This window comes from Amycolatopsis sp. CA-230715 (genome assembly GCF_018736145.1).
In the GTDB taxonomy this organism is placed as follows: Bacteria; Actinomycetota; Actinomycetes; order Mycobacteriales; family Pseudonocardiaceae; genus Amycolatopsis.
Map to the genome: position 1 here is coordinate 7,303,955 of NZ_CP059997.1, position 16,878 is coordinate 7,320,832.

Consider the following 16,878-nt stretch of genomic DNA (forward strand, 5'->3'; position numbering starts at 1 on the left):
CGGGGCACCAGGAAGATCCCCGCCGAGCGGCAGAAGCCCCCTACCAAAGCGAAGTTCGCGGCACGCGTACAAACTTGAAGGCCACCGTGACGGCTTGACAGCCGTCACGGTGGCCTTCAAAGGTGCGGAAGAAGCGTGCGGTCAGAAGTCGAAGCCGCCGAAGTCTCCGCCGCCACCGAAGTCGCCTCCGCCGCCGAAATCGCCGCCCCAGTCGGCTCCGCCGTCGCCGCCGAAGTCGCTGCCGCCCGCGTCGCCGCCGAAATCGCCGCCACCGTGGTCCATCGCGCTTTCCTGCCCCGCGTCGAAACCGGACTCCCACGCCGACGCGCTGGCGATCCCGCCCATCCCGGAGAACATGGCGCTGAACAGGAACATCGACCCGAGGCCCCAGGCACCGGCCACGAGCGCGGGCTTCCACCACGGCTCGCTGTACCAGCCCTGCGGCACGGGACGGCCGGCGACGCGGCCACCGGGGTAGTAGTGCGGCGTGTTCTCGCCGGGCTCGGGCGAGGCTTCGTAGGTCTGGCCTTCGACGTCCACCCTGCGGTGCTCGGACACCTTGCCTGCCCGCTCGCGCTCGGCGTCTTCCGGCAGCGCGGGGCCGGGGTCCATGTCCATCGCCACGCGCGCCGCGCGCACGTAGTAGAGACCCTCGATCGCGGTCTCCTTCACCAGCCTGGCCTGCTCGGCGGTCGTGGCCTGTTCGAGCTGCGAGCCTGCCGCGTTGTAGCGCTCGGACGCGTCGGCCATCGCCTGTTGCGAGGCGGTGTTGGTACCGGTGAGGTTCAGCACCTGGCCACCGAGCCGTTCGACGAGCCTGCGCGCGTCCGCCTTGGCGTCCTCGAGCTGGTTCTGCCTTGCCTTCGCCTGGTTCTTGGCGAAGTACACGCCGCCGCCGACGACGAGCACGACCAGCACGATCAGGACGATCGCGGTACCCATGGGTCACTCCCCGGTTGTTGGGTTTCTTGAACCGGACAACGCGGACAGTACGCTGTCGGTTCCCCGGGTGTGACGCGGCACTCCGCAAGCGCCGGGGACCGGTCCCCTCGCGACGGCCGTACGGTCGCCGGGATCTGTCGGGTGAGCGAGGGGACCGAGATGTATCGCCGAATCGCGCTGGGCGCCGGTGTGCTGCTCGCGGTGACCGGGTGCGGCGGCGGGGCGACCGGTGGTGAAACCGGTGCGCCACCGCCGCCCGCGGCCGGAAACCCGGCGAGTGCCGCGTCGAGCAGCCCCGCCAAGAGCACGGGTCCCGCTGCCGCCGACGGCACCGATTTCGCCGCGTGCGCCGACGGTGTCTGCGAGGTGCTGGTCGCACCGGGGGACAAGATCAAGATCACCGCGAAGCTCGGGCTCGACACGGTGACCGTCGACTCGGTGTCGCCGGAGACGGTCAAGTTCTCCGGCGACGGTCCCGGTATCCACCTCGGCATCGGCGAGCCGCCGGGACCGGGGTCCACGATGAACAAGCTGCGGGTCACCGTGGTCTCGGTCGACGGCGGCAAAGCCGTCGTGCGGCTGGCGCCGAAGTAGGGGCTACCAGGCGCGGCCGACGGTGTAGGCGTCGGTCCAGATGTTCTGCAGCCGCACCACGTCACCGGATTCCGGCGCGGCCCACATCTTGTTGTCCCCGGCGAAGATCCCGGCGTGGTAAACGCTGCCGCCGTTGGCGAAGAACAACAGGTCGCCGGGTTTCATGTCGCTCTTCGGCACGTCGGCGAGCGCCGCGCGCTGATCGCGAGAGGTCCGCGGGAGGTCGATGCCGACCTGCTTGTGCGCGAACTGCGTGAGCCCGGAGCAGTCGAACCTGTCGGGGCCCGCGGCGCCGTAGGAGTAGGGCTTCCCGGCCTGCGCGGCGGCCGCGTCCACGACGCGCTGCCCGGCGGGCTGCTGGGACTGCACGCCGACGACCGGGGAAACGGCGGGATCGTTGACACGGGTGCCGTGGTAGCTGATCCGCCATTCCGCGCTGACCGTGATGGTCGCCGGGATCGCGGCCCTGCCGTTCGCGTCGGTCGTGCCGCTGCTCGACACCGACCACGGCTGGTCCTGGCCGCCGCGCCATTCGAGATCGACCTTCTGCTTGGTGAGCGGGCGGTCGCCGAGACCAGTGAGCGCGCCGGTGAAGGTCACCTCGGCGCCGGTGGTCACCGGAGTCGGCGCGGCGTCGAGGGTCTGCTGGGTCTTGACGATCGCCGCCGCGTCGGGGGCCGCGGCGAACAGGGCGCCGGCTCCCGCGGCGCAGGCGATGCCCGCCGAAGCGAGCCTTCGCTTTGCTGACGTGGGCACGGGGGTCCTCCGTCGGAAAGGGGGTCGGGGTCACGGAACGGTAAACACGCGAAAGGACGAATTGCGAGCACGGTTTCCGCGGGCCCCGTGATCCGTGCAACAACGCGGGAAACCGTTATACGGCAACGTTTTCCCGGTCGACCTCGGCGCGCGCGGATGCGACGGACGGTGACCGGGTTGCGCTTCGGTGGCGTGGATCACGCTCGAACGGTGGTCTGCCTCACGCGGAGAAACCGGCTTGCACCGGGGTCGTGCGGATCGCAGGCTCTTGGCATGGCCGCCGTCCTGTACTGCCGCGATCCGTTGTCACCGCGTCGAGTCGACCCGCACTTCGCCGCGGAGGCCGCGGCGGTGACCGAGCGTGGCGGAGTGGTCGGGAAACTGGATCACGACGCCGCGATGCGCGGTGACGTGGCGGAGGCCGTCGCCACGGTGCCGCGCGATCTCGGTGCGGCCTGGTACCGCGGTTGGATGCTGCCGGTCGACCGGTACCGCGCCGTGGCCGAGGCGGTGGCCGACCGCGGCGTGCACCTGTGCACCACCGCGGCGGAATACCGGCGGGCGCACGAGCTTCCCGGCTGGTACGAGGTTTTCGCTGAGCTGACTCCGGCGAGTGCGTGGTTTCCGTCGCGGCCCGGTGAGCTTCCCGCGCTCACGGTTCCCTTTGGTGGCAAGGGAATCGTCAAGGACTACGTCAAGTCCCGCAAACATGAATGGCACGAAGCCTGTTACGTGCCCGATCTCGCCGATACCGCGCGGCTGACGGCGGTCGCGCGCAGGATGGTCGAACTGCAGGGCGATTTCCTCGCGGGCGGTGTCGTGGTGCGTGCCTACGAACCGTTCACGGGGCCCGAGGCGCGGGTGTGGTGGCTCGACGGCGAACCGGTGTTCACCGGGGCCCATCCGGACACTCCGGACGAGTTCGCCGAACCGGATCTCACCGGTGTTCGCGCCGCGGTGGCCGCGCTGGGCTGTCGCTTCGTCACGACGGATCTCGCCGCGCGGGCGGACGGGGTGTGGCGCGTGGTGGAGGTCGGCGACGGGCAGGTGAGCGATCTGCCCGCCTCGGCCGATCCCGGCGCGCTGGTCGAAGCACTCCTCGCGGCCACGGAGCGGCGAGCACTGGCCGAGTAAACTAGAACACGTTATAGTCCGGCGGTATGAAGTTCTCCCTCTCCGTCGCGATGAACCCCGTCGATCAGCTCACCGAGCTCGCGCGCACGGCTGAGGAGTGCGGGTTCTCCTCGATCGTGCTGCCGGACTCGCTGTTCTACTCCGAGGAGGTGTCCGCCGACTACCCGTACACCCCGGACGGCAGCCGCTTCTGGACCGAGGAGACGCCGTGGGTGGATCCGCTGGTCGCGGCCGCGGCCATGGGGGCGGTGACCGAGCGGATCGGGTTCTACACCTCGGTGCTCAAGCTCGGTTCGCGGAACCCGGTCCTGCTCGCCAGGCAGGTCAACTCGGCCGCCGCGCTCACCGGCGGGCGGTTCGGGCTCGGGCTCGGCGTCGGCTGGTCGCCGGAGGAGTTCGAGTGGTGCGGCGCGCCTTACGAGCGGCGGGGAAAGCGCGTCGACGAGGCGATCGAGGTGCTGCGGCTCATCCTCGACGGCGGCATGGTGGAGTACCACGGCGAGTTCTTCGACTTCGGGAAGCTGCGCATGAGCCCGACGCCGCCGTCGCGGGTGCCGTTCTACGTCGGCGGGCACACGGAAGTCGCGCTGCGGCGGGCGGCCAGGGTCGGGGACGGCTGGTCGTCGGCGATGATGAAGCTCGAGGACCTCCGCACCACGATCACCAGGCTGGGTGAGCTGCGCGCCGAACAGGGACGCGCCGACGAGCCGTTCGAGATCCAGGCGGTGTGCATCGACCGGTTCGGTCTCGACGGGTACCGCGAGCAGGCGGAAATCGGGGTCACCGACGTGATCACCATGCCGTGGGTGTTCGACGGGCTCGGCTTCGACGCCGATCTGGCCGCGAAGAAAGATTCGCTGCGCAAGTTCGGCGCGGAGATCATCGCCAAGTTCTGAGCCAAGTACCGAGCCGAGTTCCGAGGAGGCCGTCGTGGGCGTGGAAGTGTGCTGGGACCCGGAAGCCGATCAGCCCCCGGCGAGGGTCGCCGCGTGGCGGTCGATGGACGCCGTGACGCGGGGTGCCAAGGAAGAATGGCTCGCGCTGTTCGCCCCGGACGCCGTGATCGAGGACCCGGTGGGGCCTTCGATGTTCGACGAGGAGGGCAAGGGGCACCACGGGCGCGAAGGGATCTCGGCGTTCTGGGACCTGACCATCGCGAACGTGGAGCGGTTCGTGTTCACCATTCGCGATTCGCACGCCGTGGGCGACGAGGTGGCGAACGTCGGCACGATCACGACGTTCCTGCCCGGCGGGTACCGCGTCGACACCGACGGCGTGTTCGTCTACCGCGTCGGCGAAGACGGCCTGGTGCGGTCGATGCGGGCCTTCTGGGAGACCGAGCGCGCGATGGCGACCGCGCGCGAGGTGACGGACTGACCCCGGATCGGGGCCCACGGCGCGGGGCCCCGATCCGCTCAGAAGTTCTGGTCGCTGTTGCGCGGCTGCGACTGGCGCCTGCCGACGGCCCTGCCGATGAAGAAACCGAGCAGCAGGCCCACGATCAGGCCGATCGCGATGAAGAAGATGATGGTCGCCGCGGCGATCTTGCCGACCGTCCCGAGGAAGCCCTTCGCCTCGAGGTCCTGCGCCAGGATGGCCGCCTGGTTCAGTGCGTGGTAGGTGGTCATGGCCGCCAGCGTGCCACGTCCGGCCGGGCGGCACAGCGCAAGGGCCATCTCGCGGGTGAACGCGTCACTCTGCCGACGGCCGTGCCCTGCGCCGGAGCACGAAGGCGAGTACGGCCACCAGCGCGATTCCGAACGGTACGGCGGTCCCCGCGTGGTCGCGCGCGAGGTTGCCGACGAGCCCGATGAACAGGGCGATGGACACCGGTGCCCACATGGGTTCCTCCATTCCCGTCGGGTGGCGGCCCGGTTGCCGAGCCAGCCGGTCCAGCCGAGCCTCGCCGGGATCCGGCGGGGCGGCAAGCGGTGACCCGTGGACGATTCCGGTAATCACCTGGACCGCGTCCGCCTCGGGAACGCCCGATGGCCGCCGCACGTGCGCTCTGGTGCTGTTCCGCTCCATGCTGTTCACTCGCCGCACGGGTTTTTCGTTGGTGCGCGGAGTCTTCCGCGCACGCTGGAAGGTGGCAGAAAGCAAGTCATGCGTCCCCCGAACCGCGCTGAACTGGACGAATTCGCACGGGTGCTGGGTGAGGAGCTGCGAGCGAGCCGACGTGCGCGCGGGTGGACCAGAGTGGAACTCCAGCGGCGGTTGCACCCCGAAGAAGTCGTTTCGCTCCAAGCGTTGTCGACCTACGAACAGGGCATCCGGCGACTGACCGTGGCGCGGTTGGTCGGGATCTGCGCGGCGATGGACGCGTCGCCGCATGACGTGCTCCATCGCGCCACCGAGCGGGCCTTCTTCCGCCGTCCCGGCGACGACGTCGAGGTCGACCTGTGGCGGCTCGCGACGAGTTCCGATCCCCGGCTCGCCGGTTTGCGGCACTGGGCCGCGGTTCGCGCCGCCCAGGACAGTGGTCTCCGGTGCGGTGTCGAGTCGCTCAGCGCGCCCGCGCTGGCCGCGCTCGGGGAGGTGGTCGGGATGACTTCGGAGCAGCTCACGGCCGTGTTGGGCGCGCTGCGGGAATGCGAGGAACCGCGGCTCGTCTGACGACGGGTCAGTGCGGTTCGTCGGAACGAGTCCACGGAGGACGGACCGGGAACGCTCCGTCCGGCTCGGGTTCCGGTACCGCCCTCGCCGAAAACGCGGGCAGGATCCGGCGGAGCTGGTGGGTCAGTGCGAATTCGGGGTAGGCGCGGAGTCGTTGTTCGGTGTGCTTGACCTCGCGCTCGGTCCGCACCGATCCGACGCTGTGGGCGATGACGAGCGCCTTTTCGGCCGTGTGGGCGGCTTCTTCCACCAGGTCGGCTTCCAGCTGTGCGCGGGCGTACCGGCCGAGTGCGAAGCCGCGGCAGCGTCGGTACGCCGGTGCCAACGACGGCAGCGCCGTTTCGTAGAGCGCGACCGCGCGCGAGGGTTTGCCCAGTTCCGTCCAGAAGTGCGCCCGCTGCAGCTCCAAAAAGGACTCGGTGCAGAACGCCCCGTGGCCGCGCGGCTCGCCGGAGGAGTGCAGTGCGGCGAATTCGTGCGCCACGTCGAGGGTTCGGTGCGCGAGCAGCTCCTCACCGGCGAGCGCGTAGCCGTGCGCCTCCTGCTGCGCTATCGCCGCCCGTATCGGTGACGGCAGGTGGTCCTTCCAGCGAGCCGCGGCCTGTGCCAGCCTGATCGTCTCCGCGGCGTCGCGAGCGTCGGCGGCGTGGCTGCCGCGCCGGAACACGCACCAGGCCTGCAGAAGTTCGTCGCCCGCTTCGTGTGCCCATTTCGCGGCCTGCTCGACCCAGTACCTCGCCGCGGGCATCCGTCCCGCGTCCTGGCAGAGCCAGGACAGCGATGCCGCGTAGGTGGCGGCCACCGCGACGAGTCCTCGGCGATGCCGGTCGGGTGCGCTCTCGAGCAGGTCTTCGGTCACGGCGAGATGACCGCGCGCGAAGGACATGGCGATCCGGGGGCCGAACGTCCGATCGGTCCGGAGCAGGACGTGCCACTGGTCCTTCAGGTGCGCGACGAGATGGTCGAGGTCGTCCGGCGAGTTCGCGCCGCGGCGAACGGGTACGGCGTCGTCCGTGCTTCCCCGCGTGCGCGGCCGGGGCATCGGTGCCCGCGGTCGCAGCATCGTGTCGAGCCGGTCGAGGGAAACCGCGAGTGCTTCCGCCAGCGCGGGCCGCCGCCACGGCTGGGGAGTCAGGGTGCCGCGTTCCCAGCGGCCGACGGTCGAGTGCTCGACGCCGAGCTTTTCGGCCAGTGATTCCTGTGTGTAGCCCATCGACTCTCGGCGTGCGACAAGCGCGTCTCGTCTTGTGCGGGGTGTCATCGCGTTTTCCTCCGACGTATCTCGCCGAAGAGTACTCGCTCTTTGGTGCGCCGATTGTGCCCCTCGCGGAATCCACTCTCGGTGGCGTCGCGACGGGAGTTTGCCTGGTTATTTTCCACGATGGTGTCAGATCGCTGTGATAGCCGGTTTGTCGAGGTCAACCGGGTTGCCGCCGGGTGATCGCCGCGCTGCCGCCACAGTGGCGCCCTGGTGTGAAACCGGATCTGGCTGCTAATGGGTTTCCGTGGAAAATCCCGGGATCACCCTTGACCCGACTCCGGGTTCGGTGCACAGTAATTGATGCGTGCCGCAACTCGAATTCGTGGGCAAGGGGTGTTCCACATCGCGTATCACGGCAGTTTCCGTGAGCACTTCGACACAATTCGCGGGAACGTGATGGCCGGGTTGCGGCACGCGCTTTCGTTCGCCCTCGCGACTCAACCCGCTTCGAAGGAGTCCACTTCGGACTGGAGCCGGAGAAGCCGGGTGTACAGGGCGATGCGGTTGTTTTCCATGGCGTACAGCAGACGCGAGTTCTGGTATGGGGCGAGTGCGCGCGCGAGCCGGTCGTCGGCCGCGGACCGGTGGCGGTAGAGGACGCCCAGCCCGAACACCGCGGGCACCACGACGAAGCGCCACGAGGAATCCGTCAGCGTTCGCAAGGTGTCTTCGACGGCGGTGAGGACGCCGTTGTGCTCACCGCCGGCCCGCTCCGCCGACGTGAACACGCCGAGCCCGGTGAAGCCGGTGGGGGTGAGTTCGTCGTGCCAGACGGTCGGGCCGTCGGTGCTGTCCGGCTGCCGTTCGTCCGGCCGCAGCGGCGAAGGCTGGTAGTACAGGTCGCGCCGGGCGCACGGCCACAGCACGTGGTGCACCACCACCAGCGAATCCGGTGCGGTGGCGGTGATCCAGCCGAGTTCGCCGCGGACGGTGGCGTGGTTGTGGTCGCCGTCGAGCACGTACAGGTCGGCCGCGGGGAGCGTGGCCAGCGCAGCGGGCGACGGCGTTTCGACGAGGCGCAGCCGGGGGTTTTCGTCGACGGCGCGGCGCAGTTCGGCCGAGGGGTGCGGCTCGACGCAGTGCACGAGGAGCGCGCCGAGATCGGTGTACCGGGAACTGCTCGCGGCCGACTCGACGCCCACTTCGACGACATCGGCGATCCGTCGGTGGGCGAACAGGATCTCGAAGATCTCTTGGAACGCCGAAAGGGAATCCAGGAGCAGGGGAGCCTCGCGGGCTTGGCGCGCCTGCGCGTGCGGGTCCTGCCTGCTGCCGTAGCCGGGCGTCACCGGAACCGCTCTGTCCACTCGGGAACGAACACCGGGTTCGAACAGGTTGTCATCGTTGAACTTCAGTCGTACACACGCACCCACCTTCGCTCTGCGCGGCGACCGGCGTAAGTGTTGATCACGCGACGGTTCGGCGAAACAGGGGAGTCTTCAGCGGGTCCTGGACCGCAGACCGGCCACCGCCCACCACGAAACGACAAGGAGGACCCCCGCGCCGATCGCGGCCGCCGCGGTGACGCCACTGGTGAACGCCGTGCGAGCGGCGGTGGCGAGCGCGCCGCCCGCAGCGCCTCCGACGGTGTCGGCGGTGGTCAGTGCCGCGCCGACGGTGTCGCGTGCCGCGTCCATCGACACGGGATCGATGCCGGGCACCGCGCCGAGGCCGGTGCGGTAGAAGGCGGTGGCGATGGTGCCGAGGATCGCGACGCCCAGTGCGCCGCCGAACTCGATCGCGGTTTCGGAGATCGCCGAGGCCGCGCCCGCGCGGTTGGGCGGCACGGTGGCCATGATGACGCTGTTCGTGAGCGTCATGGCGGTGGCCGCGCCGATCCCGATGAGCGCGAAGGCGATCAGGGTGAGCGGGATCTGGCGCGCCGAGCGCAAAGCGGCGACCAGTGCGAGCCCGGCCGCGGTCAGCAGCAGCCCGGCGCCGACGAGGGGGCCGAGACCGATCCGCCTCGCCAGTGCGGCGGCCGCGAAGCCCGCGGCGATGGACAGCGCCGCGCCGGGCACGAGCAGCAGCCCGGCGGTGGCGGGCTCGATGCCCTGCACGAGCTGGAGGTGCTGGGGCAGGAACAGCAGCATGCCGGTCATCGCGAACACGACGGCGAGATCGGCGCCGATCGCGGTGGTGAACCGGCGGACGGAGAACAGGGACACGTCGAGCATCGGATCGGGGAGGCGTTTCTGCCGTCGTACGAACACGAAGCCGAGTCCGAGCCCGAGCGCGATCAGCGCGAGCGACAGCGGTACGTGCTCACCGGTGGCGGCGGTCTTGATGCCGTAAATGACCGGGAAGACCGCGGCGAGGGACAGCACGACGCTCATCGGGTCGAACCGCCCCGGTGCGGGGTCGCGGTACTCGGGGACGAGGAGCCGCACCGCGATCAGGGTGAGCGCGATGACGGGGAGGTTGACGAGGAACACCGAGCCCCACCAGAAGTGCTGCAGCAGCCAGCCGCCGAGGGTGGGGCCGAGCACTTCGCCCGCGGTGAACGCGGAGCCCCAGGTGGCGATCGCGAACAGGCGCTGGCGCTCGTCGAGGAACATGTTGCGCAGCAACGACAACGTCGAGGGCATGAGGGTCGCCCCGGCCACGCCGAGCAGCGCCCGCCCCGCGATGAGCATCTCCGGGCTGGAGGAGTAGGCGCACAGCGCCGAGGCGAGGCCGAATCCGGCCGCGCCGAACAGCAGCAGCCTGCGCCGCCCGATCCGGTCGCCGAGCGCGCCCATCGCCACCAGCAGCCCGGCGAGCAGGAACGAGTAGACGTCGACGATCCACAGCAGTTCGGGGCCGCTCGGCCGCAGATCTGCGCTGAGGAACGGGATCGCGAACCCGAGCACGGTCATGTCGACCGAGATCAGCAGCACGGGCAGCATCAGGACCACGAGTCCGACCCACTCGCGCGTGCCGGCCCTCGGCGTGGCGGATTCGTCCGCTCCGGTCACGGCGGCCTCATTTGTGTACTAGCGTACAGATCGATGTGGACTATAGTACACATCGTGCGGAACGGCCGGCCGGAGCGAGTCCTGTGCCGTGATGGAGGTGCGTGATGCCGGGGCGACGGGGACAGTCGGATCCGGGGCGCCGGGAAAAGATCCTCACCGCCGCCGAAACGGTGGTGGTCGCCTCCGGGGTCGCGGGGCTGACGCACCGGGCGGTCGCCAAGGAAGCGGACGTCCCGCTTGGCTCGACCACCTACTACTTCGCCACGCTCAGCGAGCTGCGCCAGGCCGCGTTGCGGCGCCTGTTCGCCCAGTACCGCGACTGGTTGCACGACTGGGCGGAGGGTCTCGGCGAGATCGCCGCGGCGGATCTCGCGGAGGAACTGGCCGATCTGATGCGTCAGGCGGTCGGCGAGTACCGCGAGCACATCGTCGTCGAATACGAGTTGACCATCCTCGCGCTCCGCGACCCCGCGATGGCGGAGGTCTCCGCCGAATACTCCGAGTACACCACGGCGGTGTTCGCGGAGTTGGTCGGCAAAGAAAAAGCGATCGCGCTCTCCGCGCTACTCGACGGGCTCTACTTGAGGGTGCTCACCGAGCGGACCGCGCCGTCGCGGCGGGAGATCGTCGCCGCGCTGACCACCGTCCTGCGCCCCTGAGGCGCCGCCGGATCGTGGGCAGGCGGCTCCGCGGCAGGACATCCGATGTCCTCGCCCCTTCCGCGAAACCACTTGCCCGGCGTCGACGTGGCCGGCACTCCGCTCCTCTGCCACCAGTGTTGATCGGGGGAGAAAACGCGGAAAATCGGATCGCGGTCAAGGTCGTCCGTCGCGCATGAGTCCCTGAAGTCGGCCGCGGACTATTTCAACGGTTTTCGCCAGGTGTGGCACCGCGGCCTCGCCGGAACCGATCGCGGTCACCACGACGGCGATGTCGCGTACCTTCAGGTTCAAATCCTGCGACAGCGTCCGCAATATCCCGAAAGCGGTATCGGCGTCGCAGCCCCGTGCGAGCATCAGCATGCCCTTGGCCTGTTCGATCGCGGGCATGGTGGGCGGCGCCGGGTGCACGAGCGTGGTTCCCGGCTGGTCGTGGTCCTGGTGTGGTGTGGTCTCCATTTCGGTTCTCCGCCGTACGAAGTGGGCGTGGTGTCTCGCAGTAAAGCCGAGCGCAGCGGGAACGCGCCAGAGCGCGCTCACGGCGTCGAAGGGGCGTGCGTGCGGCGTTCTCCGCAGTGCGCGGTCGCTATCCTGGCGGCCGCGTCGGCGGCACGGGGATCGTCGAGGCTTTCGTACAGGATGAGTGCCGCGTGCCATTCGTCGCAGGCGTCCTGGTATTGGAGCAGCTCGTCGAGAATGTCGCCGCTGCGCAAATGGACGTCGGCTTCACCCCAGTAGTCCTGCAGTTCTCGGCGGACGTCGAGGGAAAGGCCCAAGTATCGCAGCGCTTCCCGTGGTTTTCCCCGCGATCGGTGGATCTCCGCGATTTTGACGAGTTTGCGTCCCCTGCCGTGGTCATTGTGGAGTTGTTCGCACAGTCGCAACGCGCTTTTGATGGTTTCGAGCGCGGTGTCGTGATCGCCGGTCCGGCTCTGCACTTCGCCGAGCGTGGCCAACGCGGCGGCCTGGCCGTCCCGTTCGCCAAGGTGCTCGAACAGCGCGAACGCGCGTTCGGCGTGGGTGCGCGCCCGGTCGTATTCGGCCGTCTCGCAGGCGACGCAGGCCAGTCCGTACGCCGCCCATGCCTCCCCGTGCTCGTCCTCGGTCCGCAGGGCGATGTCGAGGGCGTGCTCGTAGAGGTCCCGGCTCCGCGGGTAGTCGCGCAGGAACAGGTGGGCCAGCGCGAGCTGCGCTTGCACCCACCCCGCTTCGCGAGTGCGCCCGGTCGCCCTCGCGGCGCGCAGCGCGATCTCATCCGCGGACATCAGGACCGCCCACGGCTTGCGGACCACGAAGTAGTCGTACAGCGCCAGCGGCAGCTTCCAGGCGAGATCGCCCAACCCGTGATCGAGGGCGAGCCGGGCCACCGGTGCGAAGTTCCGCAGCTCAGACTCGCACCACTGGTATGCCGTGTGGACATCGGCGAACGGCATCTCGCCGGAGGCCTGCGCGGGCAGCGTGACCGCGTGCGCGACGGTGCGGTACGGCGCGATCCGCGCGGCGGCCGCCATCGCCATCCGCAGGTACCACGTCACCAGGCCGCGCACGGCCTCGGTGCGCTCGGCCTGCGCGTCCACGGCCGTGGTGAGTTCCCTGGCGTAGCGCTGCAGCAGGTCGTGCACGTGGTAGGTGTCCCTGCCGGCGGTTTCCACCAGGTGCGCGCTGACCAGCGCGCCGATCAGCCGCTGCGCGTGCGCTTCGGAGGTGCCGGTCAGCGCGGCCGCGGCCGCCGTGCTGACGCTCCGCCCCGGGTGCAGGCCGAGCAACCGGAACATTCGCGCGGACTCGGCGGGCAACGCGCGGTACGACCAGGAAAAGACCGTGCGGACGGCGGTTCTCTCGTCGAGGTCGAGCAGGTCGAGACCCCCGGTGCGCATCTGGGCGACGAGCTCGGAAACGTGCTGGTCCAAACCGGTGACCACGCGCTCCGCGGCGATGCGCAGCGCCAGCGGCAGGTGCGCGCATTGCTGGGCGAGTGCGCGCAGGGCCTCCGGCTCGGACCTCGCGTGCTCTGCCCCGGCGACGGTGCTGAGCATCGCGAACGACTCCTCCTCGGACATCGGCCCGACCGTGACCCGGCGGGCGCCGGTGAGCACGCCGAGGCCGAGCAGGTGGCTCCGGCTCGTCACGATCACCGCGCATTCGCCGGTCCCGGGCAGCAGCGGTTCCACCTGGTCGAGATGGGCCGCGTTGTCGAGCACCACGAGCACCCGCGAGCCGGACAGCAACGACCGGTAAAGCCGCGCGCGGCTCTCCGCGGCGCTCGGGATCTCGCTCGCCGGCATGCCCAGCGCGACGAGGAACTCCTCGAGCGCGTCCCCGGCTCGTACCGGCGGCCCGTCGTAGGAGTAGCCGCGCAGGTTCACGTACAGCTGTCCGCCGGAGAACCGCGCGGCGTTGTCATGGGCCCACCTCAGCGCCAGCGTCGTCTTGCCCGCACCCGGTGAGCCGTCGATCGCGACGATCCTGGACGCGCCGGACCACAGCGGGGTGGTCAGTGCCTCGTCCAGCTGCCGCAGCTGCCGTTCGCGGCCGGTGAAGAACGCGGTGACCGCGGGAAGGTGCGCGGGCCGTTCCGGCTTCGCCTGCGCGAGCGCGATCAACCGGCCCGACGCCTCCAGTACCTCGTCGCAGCGTTGAGCCAGTTCCGCGGAAGGCGGGGCGCCGTTCTTCACCTTGCTCAGCCAGCTCGGTGTGTAATCGACCAGATCGGCCAGCTTGCGCCAGGACAATCCACGTTGCGCGAGCAATCGGGCGACCTCGCGGCTGAACGCACTACCGCCGCCGATGTTCAACTCCGTCCCGGGCATCAAAACTCCCCCGCGTGGGGGAGAGGAAATGGGAAACCGGCGCGGAAATCTGATGAAAATGTCGCAGTACGCGTGCGAACGGGAACAGGGAAAACCACGGGACTAGCCAATTCTCCTTGACTCGGCATGACCGCACGGCGGTCATCAACGGGTTTCACGGTGTGGCGCGGAGGTGCTCGTCGCGCGGCCGGCGGCGGACGGTGCGCCCATCGTACCTGTACAACAGTACACAACGCTTGTGGACCTGAATCGCTCATGTGACGACTGTCAACGCAGGTGAAAGGCCACCACGAGGTTACTTGCGAGTATCGCTCTGCTCATCTGAGCACACCATAATCGAGGAGTGTGGCGGCGCGAGGATCTGGGTGGAGCGATCGTGTCCGGGGTGTGCGTGTCACAGCGGCGACCGCTCACTCCGTCCTCGAATACCGGTCGGTTGTGTCCACCTGTGCGATCTGGCCGAAGGCCTCCCCAGCCCTTCGCATCCGCTGTGACACGCACTCGTCCAGTATTCGGCGCTTCTCGTCGCGCGGACAAGTGTTGACCATGCGACGTTTCCAGGAAACAGTTTCCTGGAATTGTCCTCGAATCAGAACTGGTGGGTCGCGGGAATATCGGCGATCGTGGCGGTGCGTGTCACAGCCCGATCGGTACGACTACGCGCCGAACTCGTGAAAAGGCTGTCCGTGCTCTCATCCTCTCGTGGCTGCTTCGCGGGTGGCCGGTCGCGGCTGTGACACGCCCATCCGGCCACGTTCGGGTGAACTCGGTGCACGCTCGCACCAGTGGGAGCGTGAAAGGGGTGGCGGCGCGGTCCGGCGCCCCTGGTCCCCTTCCCGAGTTCGAGAGGATTTTCACGTGGCGATGTGCTTGGTGACCGCCGTCGCGACCGTGGTCACGGTGCTGACCGGTCGGCGGCTGTGGCGGATGTCCGCCGCACTGGTGCGGTCGGCGGTCTGGCTGGCGCAGCAGCGGCGTGCGGTGGCGCTGGCGGTGCGGGTGCTGGCCGCGGGCGGACAGGTCGAGCTGCGGGTGAAGACCGCGAGCGTCGACTTGCTGGTGCGCGGTCGCGGGGCTTCGGGGACGTGAGTGCGGGCCCCCATCCGTTTCCGCACTGCGCCAGGACCGCGCGAGATCTGGCAGCGTTCCAGGAGTTCTACGAAGAGCACCGCGACGCTCTCGTGCTTTACGCGCAAGGGATAGCGCCGTACCACGACTACGCGGCGATCGCCGCCGAGGCGCTGTTCGTGCTCTGGCGGAACTGGACCGCGATCAAGGGGAACCGGTTGGCGTGGACGAAGAAGGTGGCGCACAACCGGGCGTGCAGCGCCCTGCGCCGAGCCCGTGAACTGCCGGTTGAACCCGATGAACGGGACCAGCCGCTGTGGAGCGCGGTGGTGAGCGCGGAGGACCACTACGAGATGCGGACGGCGTTGCAGCAGCTGACCAAGCTGCCCCGCGAACAGTTCCTCGCGCTGTTGCTGCCGTGGTTCGGCTGCAGCCCGGCCGAGGTCGCCGACGAGCTCGGTGTGCGGCCGTCCACCGTCCGCCGCTACCGGGCCGAGGCCCGAAAGAAACTCGCGGCGATGGGCCGCGGACCGTCCTCCGGAGGTGGAAACCGATGACCTTGTTACGCCGCCTGCGCCGCCGCCTCCTGCGCGCCGATCCGGACCACGGGATCGAACTGCTGGTGCGCATGGTCACCGCGCCGTCCACGTCGGCCGAGCGCGCGTTGCTCGCCGCTGTCGAGCGCGACCTCGCCGAGCCCGCCGCCAAGGGCGCCGATGCGGGGGCGCCCCGGACCGAACCCGCCCCGGAAGCCGGGGTGGTGCTGGTGATCCGCATCCCCGCGCTGCCGCGGTGGGACGCCGCGGTGCCGGGCCCCGTGCTGTCCGCGGTGGTCCGCCCGGTGCTCGCCGACCGCGTGACGGCGGTACTGGGACCGCTGTTCCCGATCCAGCTCGGCGGCGACGGCCGGGACCTCGTCGTGTCGATGTGGCCTTCGCACCTCGACGACCTGCCCTCGGCGCTGCGGGCGCTCACGGCCGGGTTGTCGGAGCCGTTCTCGCTCGGCGGCAAGCAGGCGGTCGTCCAGCCGCAGTTCGGACTCGCGCCGGTCGTCACGACCGAGGAGGACGCGATCGCGGTCGCGCGCGTCGGGCTGCCGGAGACCAGTGTGCTGCGCTGGACGGCGGAAGCCGCACCGGGCACGAGGGCGGTGACGGGGTTGCTCGCGGAGCTGACCGCGGCTCGCGCGGCACTGGCGGCGGGCAAGTTCACGTTGCTGCACAAGCACATCCGCCGCGTCGACCGGTTCACCGTCGCGGGCACCCGCGCGATCCCGGCCTGGACGGACGAGACCGGCGAAGCGCGTCCGCTGGACGTGCTGGGCGATCTCGCCGACGCCACCAGGTTGTCGCACCACGTGCTCGACCACACCCTGCCCGCGCTCGGCCACGACCTCGCGCTCTGGCACACCGCCGGACGGGGCCCCGAGGATCCGGACCTGTTCTGCCTGCTCGACGTGTCCGAGCAGATCCTGCGGGACCGCTATCTGAGCGAGGAGCTGCCCGCCGCGCTCCAGCGGAGCGCGGCACCACCGGAGCTGTTCGTGCTCGGCATCCCGCACACCGCGCTGAGCGACGTCGCGGGGATCGACGCGCACCTCGCCGAACTCCACGGCCTCGGCGTCGGGCTCGCGCTGACCGGGTACGGCCATCCGGACACCCCGTTGTCGGTGCTCGCCCGGCACCCCTGGCGGCTCCTGGTCATCCGCTCCGACATCGTCGGCACCCTCGCGGAATACAGCACGAAGGACCTGCCGCCGCCGGCCAACTGCAGCGAGGAGAAGAAGCGCGCCGACCGCGAAGAGTTCCGCAAGACCGTCATCCCCAACGCCCTGATCCGCACGGCACGCGCACTGGGCATCCAGCTGCTCGCCGAGGACACCACGATCGGCACCGCGCGCCACGGCCTCGGCAGGGGCGACGATCTGCACACCACCCCGCACGGAAACCCGGTCACCGCGGCCGGGATCACCGCCAACCAGCTCTGGCGGGGCCCCGCCGACGCGGAACCGGGGCCGTCGCTGGGACTGCCCGCGCAACGCGGCCTGCCCGGCGCGGCGCAGTGACGCCGCCGATCACCGG

Annotated in this window: 18 protein-coding genes; 9 read left to right on the forward strand and 9 right to left on the reverse strand. The window is 69.9% G+C overall.

Going from position 1 to position 16,878, the window contains the following annotated elements:
* Positions 1-141: 141 nt before the first annotated feature.
* Positions 142-942, reverse strand: coding sequence for a hypothetical protein (locus tag HUW46_RS34795; RefSeq protein ID WP_215542972.1), 801 nt, complete (start codon positions 940-942; stop codon positions 142-144).
* 159 nt (positions 943-1,101) lie between these two features.
* Between HUW46_RS34795 and HUW46_RS34800 the strand changes: the two genes are divergently transcribed.
* Positions 1,102-1,536: a hypothetical protein gene (locus HUW46_RS34800; protein WP_215542973.1), complete on the forward strand. Its 435-nt coding sequence runs from the start codon at positions 1,102-1,104 to the stop codon at positions 1,534-1,536.
* Between the two features lie 3 nt (positions 1,537-1,539).
* Here HUW46_RS34800 and HUW46_RS34805 read toward each other — a convergent pair whose 3' ends face one another.
* Positions 1,540-2,292 carry a C40 family peptidase gene (locus tag HUW46_RS34805; protein ID WP_254125189.1) on the reverse strand — a complete coding sequence of 251 codons (753 nt, stop codon included), beginning with the start codon at positions 2,290-2,292 and terminating at the stop codon, positions 1,540-1,542.
* Between the two features lie 273 nt (positions 2,293-2,565).
* On the opposite strand from HUW46_RS34805, the gene HUW46_RS34810 reads away from it, so the two are divergent.
* From HUW46_RS34810 to HUW46_RS34820, 3 genes are read left to right on the forward strand one after another with little or no spacing between them, the layout of a single operon-like run.
* On the forward strand, positions 2,566-3,426 hold the full coding sequence (locus HUW46_RS34810) for an ATP-grasp domain-containing protein (RefSeq protein ID WP_215542974.1): 861 nt from the start codon (positions 2,566-2,568) through the stop codon (positions 3,424-3,426).
* 26 nt (positions 3,427-3,452) lie between these two features.
* Positions 3,453-4,322: a TIGR03619 family F420-dependent LLM class oxidoreductase gene (locus HUW46_RS34815; protein WP_215542975.1), complete on the forward strand. Its 870-nt coding sequence runs from the start codon at positions 3,453-3,455 to the stop codon at positions 4,320-4,322.
* Between the two features lie 34 nt (positions 4,323-4,356).
* Entirely contained in the window at positions 4,357-4,803 is a 447-nt protein-coding gene (locus HUW46_RS34820) for a nuclear transport factor 2 family protein (protein WP_215542976.1), read from the forward strand.
* A 38-nt stretch (positions 4,804-4,841) separates the two neighbouring features.
* Here HUW46_RS34820 and HUW46_RS34825 read toward each other — a convergent pair whose 3' ends face one another.
* Together HUW46_RS34825 and HUW46_RS34830 are read right to left on the reverse strand one after the other, a co-directional pair.
* Positions 4,842-5,054: a hypothetical protein gene (locus tag HUW46_RS34825; protein WP_215542977.1), complete on the reverse strand. Its 213-nt coding sequence runs from the start codon at positions 5,052-5,054 to the stop codon at positions 4,842-4,844.
* A gap of 64 nt (positions 5,055-5,118) precedes the next feature.
* On the reverse strand, positions 5,119-5,472 hold the full coding sequence (locus HUW46_RS34830; RefSeq protein ID WP_215542978.1) for a hypothetical protein: 354 nt from the start codon (positions 5,470-5,472) through the stop codon (positions 5,119-5,121).
* Between the two features lie 60 nt (positions 5,473-5,532).
* Here HUW46_RS34830 and HUW46_RS34835 point away from each other — a divergent pair, with 60 nt between their 5' ends.
* A complete protein-coding gene (locus HUW46_RS34835; protein WP_215542979.1) occupies positions 5,533-6,042 on the forward strand; it encodes a helix-turn-helix domain-containing protein in 510 nt (169 codons plus the stop codon).
* Positions 6,043-6,049: 7 nt separating this feature from the next.
* Here the strand turns inward: HUW46_RS34835 and HUW46_RS34840 are convergent, their stop codons facing one another.
* The 3 genes from HUW46_RS34840 to HUW46_RS34850 all read right to left on the reverse strand — a co-directional run bounded on the left by HUW46_RS34840 (position 6,050) and on the right by HUW46_RS34850 (position 10,260).
* The gene (locus HUW46_RS34840; protein ID WP_256451393.1) at positions 6,050-7,303 is read right to left on the reverse strand and encodes a helix-turn-helix domain-containing protein; all 1,254 of its coding nucleotides are present in this window, start codon (positions 7,301-7,303) and stop codon (positions 6,050-6,052) included.
* A 437-nt stretch (positions 7,304-7,740) separates the two neighbouring features.
* Positions 7,741-8,610, reverse strand: a complete 870-nt coding sequence (locus HUW46_RS34845) for a class I SAM-dependent methyltransferase (protein WP_254125191.1) — start codon at positions 8,608-8,610, stop codon at positions 7,741-7,743.
* 132 nt (positions 8,611-8,742) lie between these two features.
* Positions 8,743-10,260, reverse strand: coding sequence for an MFS transporter (locus HUW46_RS34850; protein ID WP_254125193.1), 1,518 nt, complete (start codon positions 10,258-10,260; stop codon positions 8,743-8,745).
* A 104-nt stretch (positions 10,261-10,364) separates the two neighbouring features.
* Between HUW46_RS34850 and HUW46_RS34855 the strand changes: the two genes are divergently transcribed.
* On the forward strand, positions 10,365-10,919 hold the full coding sequence (locus tag HUW46_RS34855; protein WP_215542981.1) for a TetR/AcrR family transcriptional regulator: 555 nt from the start codon (positions 10,365-10,367) through the stop codon (positions 10,917-10,919).
* Positions 10,920-11,075: 156 nt separating this feature from the next.
* On the opposite strand, the gene HUW46_RS34860 is transcribed toward HUW46_RS34855, so the two are convergent.
* Both HUW46_RS34860 and HUW46_RS34865 read right to left on the reverse strand, forming a co-directional pair.
* Positions 11,076-11,378, reverse strand: coding sequence for an ANTAR domain-containing protein (locus HUW46_RS34860; protein ID WP_215550535.1), 303 nt, complete (start codon positions 11,376-11,378; stop codon positions 11,076-11,078).
* 77 nt (positions 11,379-11,455) lie between these two features.
* Positions 11,456-13,729: a tetratricopeptide repeat protein gene (locus tag HUW46_RS34865; RefSeq protein ID WP_215542982.1), complete on the reverse strand. Its 2,274-nt coding sequence runs from the start codon at positions 13,727-13,729 to the stop codon at positions 11,456-11,458.
* Positions 13,730-14,587: 858 nt separating this feature from the next.
* On the opposite strand from HUW46_RS34865, the gene HUW46_RS34870 reads away from it, so the two are divergent.
* The 3 genes from HUW46_RS34870 to HUW46_RS34880 are packed head-to-tail and all read left to right on the forward strand — an operon-like array spanning position 14,588 to position 16,862.
* On the forward strand, positions 14,588-14,818 hold the full coding sequence (locus tag HUW46_RS34870) for a hypothetical protein (protein ID WP_215542983.1): 231 nt from the start codon (positions 14,588-14,590) through the stop codon (positions 14,816-14,818).
* On the forward strand, positions 14,815-15,354 hold the full coding sequence (locus tag HUW46_RS34875) for an RNA polymerase sigma factor (protein ID WP_215542984.1): 540 nt from the start codon (positions 14,815-14,817) through the stop codon (positions 15,352-15,354). Before HUW46_RS34870 ends, HUW46_RS34875 begins: the two co-directional genes overlap by 4 nt.
* Positions 15,351-16,862, forward strand: a complete 1,512-nt coding sequence (locus HUW46_RS34880; RefSeq protein WP_215542985.1) for an EAL domain-containing protein — start codon at positions 15,351-15,353, stop codon at positions 16,860-16,862. Before HUW46_RS34875 ends, HUW46_RS34880 begins: the two co-directional genes overlap by 4 nt.
* Positions 16,863-16,878 lie beyond the last annotated feature (16 nt).

Bases quoted from the DNA above. Each gene is read 5' to 3' on its own strand.
- HUW46_RS34795 (WP_215542972.1), bottom strand. From the start codon at position 942: ATGGGTACCGCGATCGTCCTGATCGTGCTGGTCGTGCTCGTCGTCGGC.
- HUW46_RS34800 (WP_215542973.1), top strand. From the start codon at position 1,102: ATGTATCGCCGAATCGCGCTGGGCGCCGGTGTGCTGCTCGCGGTGACC.
- HUW46_RS34810 (WP_215542974.1), top strand. From the start codon at position 2,566: ATGGCCGCCGTCCTGTACTGCCGCGATCCGTTGTCACCGCGTCGAGTC.
- HUW46_RS34815 (WP_215542975.1), top strand. From the start codon at position 3,453: ATGAAGTTCTCCCTCTCCGTCGCGATGAACCCCGTCGATCAGCTCACC.
- HUW46_RS34825 (WP_215542977.1), bottom strand. From the start codon at position 5,054: ATGACCACCTACCACGCACTGAACCAGGCGGCCATCCTGGCGCAGGAC.
- HUW46_RS34835 (WP_215542979.1), top strand. From the start codon at position 5,533: ATGCGTCCCCCGAACCGCGCTGAACTGGACGAATTCGCACGGGTGCTG.
- HUW46_RS34840 (WP_256451393.1), bottom strand. From the start codon at position 7,303: ATGACACCCCGCACAAGACGAGACGCGCTTGTCGCACGCCGAGAGTCG.
- HUW46_RS34855 (WP_215542981.1), top strand. From the start codon at position 10,365: ATGCCGGGGCGACGGGGACAGTCGGATCCGGGGCGCCGGGAAAAGATC.
- HUW46_RS34860 (WP_215550535.1), bottom strand. From the start codon at position 11,378: ATGGAGACCACACCACACCAGGACCACGACCAGCCGGGAACCACGCTC.
- HUW46_RS34865 (WP_215542982.1), bottom strand. From the start codon at position 13,729: ATGCCCGGGACGGAGTTGAACATCGGCGGCGGTAGTGCGTTCAGCCGC.
- HUW46_RS34880 (WP_215542985.1), top strand. From the start codon at position 15,351: ATGACCTTGTTACGCCGCCTGCGCCGCCGCCTCCTGCGCGCCGATCCG.